The organism is Streptomyces himastatinicus ATCC 53653, from assembly GCF_000158915.1.
In the GTDB taxonomy this organism is placed as follows: Bacteria; Actinomycetota; Actinomycetes; order Streptomycetales; family Streptomycetaceae; genus Streptomyces; species Streptomyces himastatinicus.
Genome location: NZ_GG657754.1, coordinates 1,613,207 through 1,624,877, shown reverse-complemented (window position 1 = coordinate 1,624,877; position 11,671 = coordinate 1,613,207). Strand labels below are relative to the sequence as shown.

14 protein-coding genes are annotated in these 11,671 nt (G+C 71.7%); 11 read left to right on the top strand and 3 right to left on the bottom strand.

Annotation, left to right across the window (positions count from 1 at the left end; genetic code table 11):
* Both SSOG_RS55695 and SSOG_RS06225 read left to right on the top strand, forming a co-directional pair.
* Nucleotides 1-446: SDR family NAD(P)-dependent oxidoreductase (locus SSOG_RS55695; protein WP_009713360.1), on the top strand; the 446-nt coding region annotated here is incomplete at its 5' end.
* The gene (locus SSOG_RS06225) at nucleotides 443-1,504 is read left to right on the top strand and encodes a threonine aldolase family protein (RefSeq protein WP_009713359.1); all 1,062 of its coding nucleotides are present in this window, start codon (nucleotides 443-445) and stop codon (nucleotides 1,502-1,504) included. The genes SSOG_RS55695 and SSOG_RS06225, both read left to right, overlap by 4 nt.
* Nucleotides 1,505-1,562: 58 nt before the next feature.
* On the opposite strand, the gene SSOG_RS06220 is transcribed toward SSOG_RS06225, so the two are convergent.
* The gene (locus SSOG_RS06220) at nucleotides 1,563-2,294 is read right to left on the bottom strand and encodes a lysophospholipid acyltransferase family protein (protein ID WP_009713358.1); all 732 of its coding nucleotides are present in this window, start codon (nucleotides 2,292-2,294) and stop codon (nucleotides 1,563-1,565) included.
* Nucleotides 2,295-2,484: 190 nt separating this feature from the next.
* On the opposite strand from SSOG_RS06220, the gene SSOG_RS06215 reads away from it, so the two are divergent.
* The 7 genes from SSOG_RS06215 (at nucleotide 2,485) to SSOG_RS06190 (ending at nucleotide 8,383) form a co-directional block, all read left to right on the top strand.
* The gene (locus SSOG_RS06215) at nucleotides 2,485-2,856 is read left to right on the top strand and encodes a TlpA family protein disulfide reductase (protein WP_050799782.1); all 372 of its coding nucleotides are present in this window, start codon (nucleotides 2,485-2,487) and stop codon (nucleotides 2,854-2,856) included.
* 94 nt (nucleotides 2,857-2,950) lie between these two features.
* Nucleotides 2,951-3,034: a putative leader peptide gene (locus SSOG_RS58375; protein ID WP_373689202.1), complete on the top strand. Its 84-nt coding sequence runs from the start codon at nucleotides 2,951-2,953 to the stop codon at nucleotides 3,032-3,034.
* Nucleotides 3,035-3,090: 56 nt separating this feature from the next.
* The gene (locus SSOG_RS06210; RefSeq protein WP_009713356.1) at nucleotides 3,091-3,597 is read left to right on the top strand and encodes a flavin reductase family protein; all 507 of its coding nucleotides are present in this window, start codon (nucleotides 3,091-3,093) and stop codon (nucleotides 3,595-3,597) included.
* Between the two features lie 200 nt (nucleotides 3,598-3,797).
* Nucleotides 3,798-4,583, top strand: a complete 786-nt coding sequence (locus SSOG_RS06205) for an electron transfer flavoprotein subunit beta/FixA family protein (RefSeq protein ID WP_009713355.1) — start codon at nucleotides 3,798-3,800, stop codon at nucleotides 4,581-4,583.
* Between the two features lie 81 nt (nucleotides 4,584-4,664).
* Nucleotides 4,665-5,627, top strand: coding sequence for an electron transfer flavoprotein subunit alpha/FixB family protein (locus SSOG_RS06200; RefSeq protein WP_009713354.1), 963 nt, complete (start codon nucleotides 4,665-4,667; stop codon nucleotides 5,625-5,627).
* Nucleotides 5,628-5,803: 176 nt separating this feature from the next.
* Nucleotides 5,804-7,081 carry a DUF6986 family protein gene (locus SSOG_RS06195; RefSeq protein WP_039936703.1) on the top strand — a complete coding sequence of 426 codons (1,278 nt, stop codon included), beginning with the start codon at nucleotides 5,804-5,806 and terminating at the stop codon, nucleotides 7,079-7,081.
* Nucleotides 7,082-7,180: 99 nt separating this feature from the next.
* Entirely contained in the window at nucleotides 7,181-8,383 is a 1,203-nt protein-coding gene (locus SSOG_RS06190) for a hypothetical protein (RefSeq protein WP_009713352.1), read from the top strand.
* A gap of 26 nt (nucleotides 8,384-8,409) precedes the next feature.
* Here the strand turns inward: SSOG_RS06190 and SSOG_RS06185 are convergent, their stop codons facing one another.
* Nucleotides 8,410-9,042, bottom strand: a complete 633-nt coding sequence (locus SSOG_RS06185; protein WP_009713351.1) for a GAP family protein — start codon at nucleotides 9,040-9,042, stop codon at nucleotides 8,410-8,412.
* A gap of 189 nt (nucleotides 9,043-9,231) precedes the next feature.
* On the opposite strand from SSOG_RS06185, the gene SSOG_RS06180 reads away from it, so the two are divergent.
* Nucleotides 9,232-9,615, top strand: coding sequence for an SHOCT domain-containing protein (locus SSOG_RS06180; RefSeq protein WP_039936702.1), 384 nt, complete (start codon nucleotides 9,232-9,234; stop codon nucleotides 9,613-9,615).
* A gap of 23 nt (nucleotides 9,616-9,638) precedes the next feature.
* On the opposite strand, the gene SSOG_RS06175 is transcribed toward SSOG_RS06180, so the two are convergent.
* Nucleotides 9,639-10,706 (bottom strand): LacI family DNA-binding transcriptional regulator, encoded by a 1,068-nt coding sequence (locus SSOG_RS06175; protein WP_009713349.1) that lies wholly within the window; start codon nucleotides 10,704-10,706, stop codon nucleotides 9,639-9,641.
* Nucleotides 10,707-10,850: 144 nt separating this feature from the next.
* On the opposite strand from SSOG_RS06175, the gene SSOG_RS06170 reads away from it, so the two are divergent.
* Nucleotides 10,851-11,671: ROK family protein (locus tag SSOG_RS06170; RefSeq protein ID WP_039936701.1), on the top strand; the 821-nt coding region annotated here is incomplete at its 3' end.

Here is an 11,671-nt window from a genome sequence, read left to right as displayed (position 1 = left end):
CAAGACCTTCGCCGACGCCCCCGCTCGCCGACTGGGAGACCCTGCACGATCTGCTGATCCGCACCGCCCAGCACACCTCGCTCGCCTTCCACGACGCCCTGCGGCGCACCGGCAACGGCCGCTACGTGATGATCAGCGCGGCGGGCGCGTCCCAGCCGACCGCCGGGAACGCCGCGTACGCTGCCGCCAAGGCCGCCGCCGAGGCGTGGACGCTCGCGCTCGGCGACTCCTTCCGCAAGCTGGGGGGCGAGAGCGGCCCCGCGGCCGCGGCTGTCATCCTGGTGGTCAAGGCGCTGGTGCACGACGCCATGCGCGCGGAGCGACCCAACGCGAAGTTCGCGGGCTTCACCGACGTCACGGAGCTGGCCGCGGCCATCACCGGAGTCTGGGACCGGCCCGCCCGGGAAGTGAACGGAACCCGCCAGTGGCTGACCCCCAAGCCGTGACGACCGACGCACGCCGTCATCACGACCCCGAGGTACGCGGCTTCGCCAGTGACAACTACGCGGGCGGCCACCCGGAGATCCTCGCCGCGCTCGCCCTCGCCAACGGCGGTCATCAGGTCGCCTACGGCGAGGACGACTACACCGCGCATCTCCAGCACGTCATGCGCAGCCACTTCGGCCCGTACGCACAGGCGTTCCCGGTCTTCAACGGCACCGGCGCCAACGTCGTCGCGCTCCAGGCGCTCACCGACCGCTGGGGCGCGGTCATCTGCGCCGACACCGCGCACATCAACGTCGACGAGTGCGGTGCGCCCGAGCGGGTCGGCGGGCTGAAGCTGCTCACCGTGCCCACCGAGGACGGCAAGCTCACCCCCGAGCTCATCGACCGCGAGGCGTACGGCTGGGACGATGAGCACCGGGCGATGCCGCAGGTCGTCTCGATCGCCCAGAACACCGAGCTGGGCACCGTCTACACGGTGGACGAGATCCGCGCCATCTGCGAGCACGCCCATGAGCGCGGTATGAAGGTCCACCTCGACGGGGCCCGGATAGCCAACGCGGCCGCGGCGCTGGACGTGCCGATGCGGTCGTTCACCAATGTGGCGGGCGTGGACGTGCTGTCCTTCGGCGGCACGAAGAACGGCATGCTCTTCGGCGAGGCCGTGGTCGTCCTCGACCCGGACGCGGTGCGCGCGATGAAGCATCTGCGCAAGCTGTCCATGCAGCTGGCGTCCAAGATGCGGTTCGTCTCCGTCCAGCTGGAGGCCCTGCTCGCCCGCGATCTGTGGCTGCGCAACGCGCGCCACGCCAATGCGATGGCCCAGCGGCTCGCCGAGGGGGTGCGCGGCGTCGACGGTGTCACGATCCTGCACCCCGTACAGGCCAACGCGGTCTTCGCCCGGCTGCCGCACGATGTGAGCGAACGCCTCCAGAAGCGGTACCGCTTCTACTTCTGGGACGAGGCGGCGGGCGATGTGCGGTGGATGTGCTCGTTCGACACCCGGGAAGAGGACGTCGACGGCTTCGTGGCGGCCCTCCGGGAGGAGATGAAGCGCTAGCCGGCCGACCTGAAACGCGGCCGCCCCCGCCGGAGGGCGGCCGCCGCGTCGTGACGGACTAGCGCCCGCGGTCCAGGGCGATGGCCTCCGCCGGGGTGGGGGCCGTACCGCCCAGGTGGGCGGGGACCCACCAGGTGTCCTCCGGGCCCTTCGGGCGCACCGGGTACGCCCGCTGCGCCGCCTCCAGCAGCTCCTGCACCCGCGACCGGACCCGCTCGGTGAGCGTGTCGGACGGCTCCGTCGGGTCGGCCTCCATCGGCTCGCCGACCCGCATCGTGATCGGGAAGTGGTTGCGGCCCAGCGCCCGCTTCTGGCCCTTGGTCCACACCCGCTGCGTCCCCCACAGCGCCATCGGCAGCAGCGGTACGCCCGCCTCCTGGGCCAGCCGGGCGGCGCCCGACTTGAAGTTCTTGAGGGTGAACGAGCGCGAGATCGTCGCCTCGGGGAAGACGCCGATGATCTCACCCGCGCGCAGGGCCTTGAGGGCGTGCTTGTACGCGTCCATGCCCGCGGCCCGGTCCACCGGAATGTGCTTCATGGCCCGCATCAGCGGCCCGGAGACCTTGTGCCGGAACACCGCTTCCTTCGCCATGAACCGCACCAGCCGCTTCGCCGGACGGGCGGTGAGCCCGGCGAACACGAAGTCGAGATAGCCGATGTGGTTGCTCACCAGAACCGCGCCACCCCGCTCCGGGACATTCTCGGTGCCCTTCATGTCGATACGCAGGTCCAGCGCCTTGAACATGGTGCGGGCCGCGCCGATCACGGGCGGGTAGACGAGCTCTGCCATAGAGGGACCCTTCATCGTTTTCCCTGGGAGGGCTCTCCCGGCGGAAGTTACGCAGCCGTAGGTTTCCCGGCTTCTGGCAGATGGTGCCCTATGTCATCTCTCTGTGCTAGCGCGGGTCCCGCCCGGGCCGCGAGATCCTCATCACGTCGGGCTCTGGGGAATCCCCTAAGAGCCCATGTCGCTGCACTCTATGACGGCATCGGAACCGGAGGACAACGTGCGAAACGAGCAGCGGCAGGGCGAGGCGGACGAGGGGAGGCGGCTCGGAGCCGCCCAGCTCGGAGCGGATCTGGGCACCCGGGCCACCCTCGTCCAGTTCTCCAGTGCCTTCTGTCAGCCCTGCCGGGCCACCCGGCGGGTCCTGGCGGAGGTGGCCCATATGGTCGATGGCGTGGCTCATGTCGAGGTCGACGCCGAGGCGCATCTGGAACTCGTACGGATGCTGGACATCGTGCGGACGCCCACCGTGCTGGTCCTCGATGCGGACGGCCGGATCGTGCGCCGCGCGGCCGGACAGCCGCGGACCGCGGACGTCATCGCCGCCGTCGGCGAGGCGGTCTGATCCGGCGTGAGATCACGGTGTGTGACCCCACGGCGGACTCCCCTCCACTGGTCCGCACTTGACGGTGCACTGCGCGCATCGTCAGGGTGACGTCATGCGGCCTGGACTTCTTCTTCTCTACGGACGCGTACACGTGGACCTGGTACGGACCGCGAGTGCGCGGTGTCCGGGCGGGTGAGCGACGACGACAGCACGGCTCCCTCCGCTCGTACCCCACCGCAGAAGGACATGTTCATGACCGCTTCACCCGATCTCGGCACGCCCCGGCTCAGCGCCCCCGAACTCTTCCGCTCCGTCTTCCGCAGGCACGCCGCCGGTGTCGCGGTGATCACCGCGCACGGGACGCACCCCGTCGGCTTCACCGCGACCTCCCTGGCCTCCGTCGCCGCCGAGCCCCCGCTGCTCTCCTTCGGCGTCGGCAAGGGCTCCTCCAGCTGGCCGGTGATCGCCGAGGCCGAGCACGTCGGCGTGCACGTCCTGGGGGAGCACCAGCGCGAGCTGGCCGCGACCTTCGCGCGCAGCGGCGCGGACCGCTTCGGCCCCGACACCGGCTGGCACACCGGCCCCGAGGGGGTGCCGGTGCTGGACGGGGTGCTGGCCTGGCTGGTGTGCCGGGTGGTGGCACGCATACCCGCCGGGGACCATCGCGTGGTGATCGGCGAGGTGGTCGCGGGCGACCCGGCGGGAGCCGGTCGTCCGCTCCTGTACCACCAGGGACGCTTCAACGCGCTGCGCGACTGAGTCGCCCGCTGATCATCCGTTGGCAAGGTCACAGTTCAACCGGCTTGCGTCCGGGGAACACCCTGGGTGTACTGGCGAGTAATATTTCGTTCGGTGCATGGGCCGACCCCGGCCGCCAACCGACCGGGAACAGCCCCCGAGGGCGCCTATGCTGCGAGCACAAGGCAGCCCGGAAGAGACGATGCAGTAGGAGAGCCGGCGTGAGCTTGAGGATCGTTGTCTGTGTGAAGTACGTGCCCGACGCCACCGGTGATCGGCACTTCGCCGAGGACCTGACGCTCGACCGTGATGATGTGGACGGCCTGCTCTCGGAGCTGGACGAGTACGCGGTCGAGCAGGCCCTCCAGATCGCGGACGAGGCGGACGACGCGGAGATCACGGTGCTGACCGTGGGCCCGGAGGACGCCAAGGACGCGCTGCGCAAGGCGCTGTCGATGGGTGCCGACAAGGCCGTGCACGTCGAGGACGACGATCTGCACGGCACCGACGCGCTGGGGACCTCGCTGGTGCTGGCCAGGGCGGTGGAGAAGACCGGTTACGACCTGGTCATCTGCGGTATGGCCTCCACGGACGGCACGATGGGCGTGCTCCCGGCGATCCTCGCCGAGCGCCTGGGTGTCCCGCAGGTCACGCTCCTGTCGGAGGTGTCGGTCGAGGACGGCACGGTCAAGGGCCGCCGGGACGGCGACACCGCGACCGAGCACCTGGAGGCGGCGCTTCCGGCGGTCGTATCGGTGACCGACCAGTCCGGTGAGGCCCGCTATCCCTCCTTCAAGGGGATCATGGCGGCCAAGAAGAAGCCGGTGACCTCCTGGGATCTGTCCGACCTCGACATCGAGGCCGAGGAAGTGGGTCTGGAGGGTGCCTGGACGAAGGTCGACGGCGCGGAGGAGCGCCCGGCTCGCACCGCGGGCACGATCGTCAAGGACGAGGGCGAGGGCGGCAAGCAGCTCGCGGCCTTTCTCGCGGAGCGCAAATTCGTGTGACACAGCCTTGCGGGCCAGAAGTTCATCTGAGCCCCACTGCCCCCTCTAGAGATCTCGTATTCGCAGGAGAGAAGAAGTCTCATGGCTGAAGTCCTCGTCTATGTCGACCACGTGGACGGTGCCGTCCGCAAGCCCACGCTGGAGCTGCTGACGCTGGCCCGCCGGATCGGCGAGCCCGTCGCCGTCGCCCTGGGTGCCGGTGCCGCCGACACCGCCGCGACCGCCGCCGAGTACGGCGCGGTGCGCGTCCTGACCGCGGACGCCCCGGAGTTCGCCGACTACCTGGTGGTCCCGAAGGTGGACGCGCTCCAGGCCGCGTACCAGGCTGTGAACCCGGCCGCCGTGCTGTTCCCGTCCTCGGCGGAGGGCAAGGAGATCGCGGCGCGTCTTGCGGTGCGTATCGGGTCGGGCATCATCACCGATGCCGTGGACCTGGAGCAGGGCGATGAGGGTCCGGTGGCGACGCAGTCGGTGTTCGCGGCCGCGTACACCACCAAGTCCCGCATCACCAAGGGCACCCCGGTCATCACCGTCAAGCCCAACTCCGCCGCGCCCGAGGCCGCTCCGGCCGCTGGTGCCGCTGAGGCGCTGGAGGTGTCCTTCTCCGAGCAGGCGACGGGGACGAAGGTTGTCTCCCGGGCGGCGCGTGAGTCGACCGGTCGTCCGGATCTGACCGAGGCCGCGATCGTCGTCTCCGGCGGCCGCGGTGTCGGTGGCGCGGAGAACTTCCCCGTCGTCGAGGCCCTCGCGGACTCCCTGGGTGCGGCCGTGGGTGCCTCGCGTGCGGCGGTGGACGCGGGCTGGTACCCGCACACCAACCAGGTGGGGCAGACGGGGAAGACGGTGTCTCCGCAGCTGTACATCGCGGCCGGTATCTCGGGTGCGATCCAGCACCGGGCCGGTATGCAGACCTCGAAGACCATCGTGGCGGTCAACAAGGACGCGGAGGCCCCGATCTTCGATCTGGTCGACTACGGCGTGGTCGGTGACCTCTTCGAGGTCGTCCCGCAGCTGACCGAGGAGGTCAAGACCCGCAAGGGCTGACCGCTCGATCGATGTCCGTGGGGCCCCGTACGCACTGCGCGTACGGGGCCCCACGTGCGTCAATGGGGTGTTGACCTCCACTCGGAGCCCGTATAACTTCACTCTACGGATATTCGTTTCCGCAGAGCGGAAATATCTGGTCGGTTCGAGTGAAGGCGAAAGGCGGAGGTGCGGGCATGACTCAGCACGAGACGGTGGGGACCAGCCTGCCGCGCGGCGTACGTGAGGGGATCACCGCGTCCCTCGCCCCCGTCGACGCGGACCTCGCCCGGCGCTACCCGGGCGACTCCGGTACCCGCCAGCCCGTGCACACGGTCTACGTCCCCGCCGACGCCCTCACCGACACCACCGTGCGCGACTGGGGCGACCAGGCGCTCGCCGCCCTCGACGCCCACGCGCCCGACGCCGGGGCCCTCGCCGCCGTCCTCGACCTCCCCGGCGAGCTGGCCGAGCCCGTGTACCGGCGGGTGCGCGCCAAGCTGGAGCGCGAACCGGTCGAGGACCTGCGCATCGACTTCGAGGACGGCTACGGGCAGCGCCCCGACGCCGAGGAGGACGCCGCGGCCGCCCGTGCCGCCACCGTGGTCGCCGCCGCCCACGCGGCGGGCACCGCACCGCCCTATGTGGGCATCCGCATGAAGTGCATGGAGGCCGCCGTCCGCGACCGCGGCATCCGCACCCTCGACATCTTCCTCACCGGACTGATGGACTCCGGCGGGCTGCCGGACGGGCTCGTGCTCACCCTCCCCAAGGTGACGTACGCCGAACAGGTCAGCGCCATGGTCCGGTTGTGCGAGGAGTTCGAGAAGGCCCGCGGACTCCCGGCGGGGCGGCTCGGCTTCGAGATCCAGATCGAGACCACCCAGTCCATCCTCGGCCCCGACGGCCGCGCCACCGTGGCCCTGATGATCGACGCGGCCCAGGGCCGCGCCACCGGACTGCACTACGGCACCTTCGACTACAGCGCCTCCTGCGGCGTCAGCGCCGCCCACCAGGCCATGGACCACCCCGTCGCCGACCATGCCAAGGCCGTCATGCAGGTCGCCGCCGCGGGCACCGGCGTACGGCTCTCCGACGGCTCGACCAATGTGCTTCCCGTAGGCCCCACCGAGCGCGTCCACGACGCCTGGCGGCTCCACCACCGCCTCGTCCGGCGGTCCCTGGCCCGTGCGTACTACCAGGGCTGGGACATGCACCCCGGCCATCTGCCCACCCGCTACGCCGCCGTCTACGCCTTCTACCGCGAGGGCCTGGAGACGGCCGCGGCCCGGCTCGCGGCGTATGTGAACCGTACGGGCGGCGACGTCATGGACGAGCCCGCGACCGCCAAGGCGCTCAGCGGCCATCTGCTGCGCGGGCTGGACTGCGGCGCGGTCGACGCCGCCGAGGTGGAGCAGCTGACCGGACTGGGCCGCGCCGAACTCGACGCCCTGGCGGGCCGCGCCCCGCGCTGAGCCGCGCGGCCGCGCCCGCCTGATCCGCCTGGCCACATTCGCTCACCCCTCCGTGTCACCCGGGATGCGCGGCCGCCGGGGAGGGCGGGAGATGGTGGCATGGTCAGAAGTGCCGTATCAGCCCTGCTGATCCTGCTCGGCTGCCTGCTCGTACCGGTATCCGTGCTGACCGTATGGGTCCACGGCATCGTCCTGGACACCGACCGCTACGTGGCGACGGTCGCCCCGCTGGCGACCGATCCGGCGATCCAGGAAGCGGCCGTGGACCACGTCAGTGACGCCGTCGACCTGCGGCACAACAGCCGGAAGGTCACCTCCGACATCGCCGACTGGCTGCGCGACCAGGGCCTGCCGTCCCGGGCCGCCGACACCATCGAGGGCCTGGCCCCCCAGCTGGACGCGGCCCTCGACCAGGCCGTGCGCAAGGTCGCGACGCACATCGTGCACACCGAGGAGTTCGCCGCCGTATGGACCGGCGCCAACCGCGCCGCCCACGCGGCCGTCGTGCACGCCCTCACCGGCGAGGGCCACGGCCCGGTCGGCGTACGCGGCGACACGGTCACCCTGAACGTCGGCGCCGCCGTGGAGAAGGTCAAACTCCAGCTCGTGGACGCCGGATTCCCCTCGGCGCGCGACATCCCCGACATCCATCGGCGGACGATCCTCTTCCACTCCCATCAACTCGACCGCATCAAACAGGCGGTACGCCTGCTCGACCTGGCGAGCAACTGGCTGCCCGCCCTGACCATCGCGCTCGGCGCCACCGGTGTCCTGCTCGCCCGGGGCCGCCGCCGCGCGCTCGCCCTCGCCGCCCTCGGCGCCGCCGTCGCCTCGCTGGCCCTCGCGCTCGCCCTCACCGTGGCCCGGCGGTACTGCCTCGACCATGTGCCGCCGGGCGTGCTGTCCCGGGCCGCCGCCTCGGCCCTCTTCGACACCGTGGTGCGCTTCCTGCGGGTCACCGTGCTCACCGTGCTGGTGCTCAGCGCAAAGTCATCACGGCGAAGGACCTATCTGGCCGGGGCCCCAAAAAAAAAAAAACGCGCCGTACAGGCCACGGCCGAGCGCACCGCCGAGTCCGCCGCGCACTGGGGCGCGGCCCGTGGGATGCGCACCGGACGGGCCGGGATCTGGACCGCTGACCACCGGCGGGAGCTGACGGTCGCCGCGCTGCTGGCCCCGGCCGCCGTCTTCGCGCTGTGGAACCACCCCACCGTGCTGACCGTGCTGTTCCTGGTGCTGGTCCTGCTGACCGTCCTCGCGGTGATCACACTGCTGGCCGCGACGGGCCGCACCAGGGGATGAGTCAGGGGGATCGGTCAGGGGATGAGTCAGGGGGTCAGGATGAGCACGATGAAGAGCAGACAGGCGGCGACGTTGACCACCCAGCTATGGGTGTTCAGCCACTCCCGCAGCCGGGGCATCGCGCGCCGCGCCCGGCGACGGAAGACCAGGTAGAGCAGCAGCGGCAGCGCCGCGATCAGCACCGTGGCACCGATGAACGGCAGCGCCTCCGCCAAGCCCGCCCGATGCTGCTCCAGATGAGCCCCCACCGTCAGCATCACCATGATGTCCGACGGCATCAGCAGGATGACCAGCAGCCCGGTCCGCAGGGCCCGCAGAGGGCCCGCGTCCATCAGCGAGCCCAGCCACTTGGGCGGCTCGACGGATTCCCGGCGCACCAGGTTCTTCACGGCGACCAGCACCAGCAGCCCCACCAGCACCAGCTGCACGATGATCGCGGCCGACCCCCGGTCGGACGGCTGGCCCGGCGTCACCGCCCGGCCCAGCAGGGCGAAGATCCCCCGGGCGACGGCGACCCCCACCGCTGTCGCGACCGCCACCCCGAGCAGGAACGCCGAGGACACCCGCACCGGCCGCGCGGTGGTCACCAGGATCACGGCGGCCACGATCTGCGGCCCCGCCATCATGGTGACGGCCAGCGGGAGAATCTGGAGGTCCATGGCCTGCCCTTCCGGCCCCCGTCCGTCCTGCCTCCATTGCTGCGCGGCCGGGCCCGCGGCGCACCCGCTGCTGCGCCGACCGGGTCCCGCGCACCCGCCGAACGCGGCGCGCCCGCCGCCGTACGCTGGATACGTCGGCTCCGGTGGTGGCCGTCGGCCCCGCCGGGCGTGTCCGACGGGAGGCAGACGATGGACTACCCACTGCTCAATGTGTTCTGGACCACGATGTGGATCTTTCTATGGGTCCTGTGGCTGATGCTGCTCTTCCGGGTGATCGGGGACATCTTCCGCGATGACTCGCTCAGCGGCTGGGCGAAGGCGGGCTGGTGCGTCTTCGTCATCGTCCTGCCCTTCCTCGGCGTCTTCGTGTACCTGATGGCACGGGGCCGCGGGATGGGTCGGCGCGAGATGAAGCGGGTCGAGCAGGCGGAGGAAGAGTTCCGGGAGTACGTACGGGGGACCGCCGGAACGAGCCACGCCGAGGAGCTGTCGCGGCTCGTGGAGCTGAAGAACCACGGTGACATCACGGCCGAGGAGTACGAACGCGCCAAGGCCAAGGTGCTCGCCGCTTGATGACTCACCGCTTGATGAGACTGTCAGGACAGGGGCGGTGGTGACAGTTCGCCGGAGCCGCGGGTGATCAGGCGGGTCGGCAGCACGACCCGCCGCGGTGCGCCGCCCGCGCCGTCGAGGCGGCGGAAGAGCAGACCGGCGGCGGTACCGCCGAGCTGCGCCGAGTCCTGGGCGACCACGGTGATGCCGGGGGAGAGCAGATCGGCGAGCTCGAAGTCGTCGAAGCCGACCAGGGCCACGGGGGCGGCGGGCGCGGGGCGCTCGGCGAGGACCCGCACCACCGTGACCGTCACCCGGTTGTTCCCCGCGAAGAGCGCGGTGACCGGCTCGGCCGCGTCCAGCATGGCGGCGGCCGCGCCGCGCACCCGCTCCGGGTCGGTGGGGCCCAGGGAGAGCCAGCCGTCGTGGACCGGAAGCCCGGCCGCGGCCATCGCGGCGTGATAGCCGCGCAGCCGTTCGGCGGCGGTGTGGATGCCCGGCTGGTCTCCGAGGAAGCCGATCCGGCGGTGGCCATGGGCGATGAGATGGGAGACCGCGTCCCGCGCGCCGCCGAAGCTGTCGGAGAGCACCGCGTCGGCGTCGATACGGCCCGCCGGGCGGTCGACGAAGACGGTGGCCACCCCGGCCGCCATCTCGGGGGCCAGATACCGGTGGTCGTCGCCCGCCGGGATGACGACGAGGCCGTCCACCCGGCGCGCGCACAGGGCGAGCACCAACTCCTGCTCGCGGACCGGGTCCTCGGCGCTGGACCCGTTGATCAGCAGCGCGCCATGGGCCCGGGCCACCTCCTCGACGGCACGGCTGAGCGGGCCGTAGAACGGGTCCGCGAGGTCCTCCAGGACGAGGCCGACGCTCGCGGTACGCCCCTTGCGGAGGATGCGGGCGCTGTCGTTGCGGCGGAAGCCGAGCGCGGTGATCGCCTCCTGGACGCGGTGCTCGGTGTCGGGGGTGACGCCCGGCTCGCCGTTGACCACGCGCGAGACCGTCTTGAGGCCGACTCCGGCCCGGGCGGCGACGTCCTTCATCGTGGGCCGGGAACCGTAGCGCTGCGGTGGGGTGCGGTCGGCGATGTCCCGGGCGGTGTCGGTCACGGTGTGCTCGTCCCGTCGTCGCTGGTCGTCGTGGCGGAAGGGCGGAAGGAGTGTCGAGCATAGCTGCTGGACAACGTTGTCAGCGGCAGGGAAGACTGTGGCCGCATACTGATGACACCGAGGCCCACCAGGAGAGTCGACGCCATGGCACGTGACCTCATCGCCGCGCTGGACATCGGCGGTACCAAGATCGCGGGCGCCCTGGTGGACGGCGGCGGCAAGCTGGTCGTACGGGCCCGGCGCGCGACCCCGGCACATGGCGACGGCGCGACGGTGATGGGGGAGGTCTCCGCGGTGCTCGGCGAACTCGCCGCCACCGCGCACTGGTCCAGGGTGGCCGCCGTCGGGATCGGCAGCGCGGGCCCCGTGGACGCCTCCGTGGGCACCGTCAATCCGGTCAACATCCCCGGCTGGCGCGACTTCCCGCTGGTCGCCGGGGTCCGGAAGACCACCGGCGAACTGCCGGTCACCCTGGTCGGCGACGGACCGGCGATGACCGCCGCCGAGCACTGGCAGGGCGCGGCGCGCGGGCGCGCGAGCGCGCTGTGCATGGTGGTGTCCACCGGCGTCGGCGGCGGACTGGTGCTGAACGGACGCCTCCACCCCGGCCCCACGGGCAACGCCGGGCACATCGGCCACATCAGCGTCGACCTCGACGGCGATCTGTGCCCATGCGGCGCGCGCGGCTGCGTCGAGCGCATCGCCAGCGGCCCCAACATCGCCCGCCGGGCGCTGTCCGGCGGCTGGCAGCCGGGCCCGGACGGCGACACCAGCGCCGCGGCCGTCGCCGTCGCCGCGCGCGCCGGTGACCCGGTGGCGCGGGCCTCCTTCGACCGCGCCGCGCAGGCCCTGGCCGCCGGGATCGCCGCGACCGCCGCGCTCGTCGAGATCGAGGTGGCGGTGATCGGCGGCGGGGTGGCGGGCGCCGGGGACGTGCTCTTCGCGCCCCTTCGGCACGCCCTGCG

What these genes read in the sequence shown, in the direction of transcription:
- SSOG_RS58375 (WP_373689202.1), top strand. Translation starts at nt 2,951, where the DNA reads ATGCGGCCTGGACTTCTTCTTCTCTACGGACGCGTACACGTGGACCTG.
- SSOG_RS06180 (WP_039936702.1), top strand. Translation starts at nt 9,232, where the DNA reads ATGGACTACCCACTGCTCAATGTGTTCTGGACCACGATGTGGATCTTT.
- SSOG_RS06220 (WP_009713358.1), bottom strand. Translation starts at nt 2,294, where the DNA reads ATGGCAGAGCTCGTCTACCCGCCCGTGATCGGCGCGGCCCGCACCATG.
- SSOG_RS06185 (WP_009713351.1), bottom strand. Translation starts at nt 9,042, where the DNA reads ATGGACCTCCAGATTCTCCCGCTGGCCGTCACCATGATGGCGGGGCCG.
- SSOG_RS06190 (WP_009713352.1), top strand. Translation starts at nt 7,181, where the DNA reads ATGGTCAGAAGTGCCGTATCAGCCCTGCTGATCCTGCTCGGCTGCCTG.
- SSOG_RS06210 (WP_009713356.1), top strand. Translation starts at nt 3,091, where the DNA reads ATGACCGCTTCACCCGATCTCGGCACGCCCCGGCTCAGCGCCCCCGAA.
- SSOG_RS06195 (WP_039936703.1), top strand. Translation starts at nt 5,804, where the DNA reads ATGACTCAGCACGAGACGGTGGGGACCAGCCTGCCGCGCGGCGTACGT.
- SSOG_RS06215 (WP_050799782.1), top strand. Translation starts at nt 2,485, where the DNA reads ATGACGGCATCGGAACCGGAGGACAACGTGCGAAACGAGCAGCGGCAG.
- SSOG_RS06200 (WP_009713354.1), top strand. Translation starts at nt 4,665, where the DNA reads ATGGCTGAAGTCCTCGTCTATGTCGACCACGTGGACGGTGCCGTCCGC.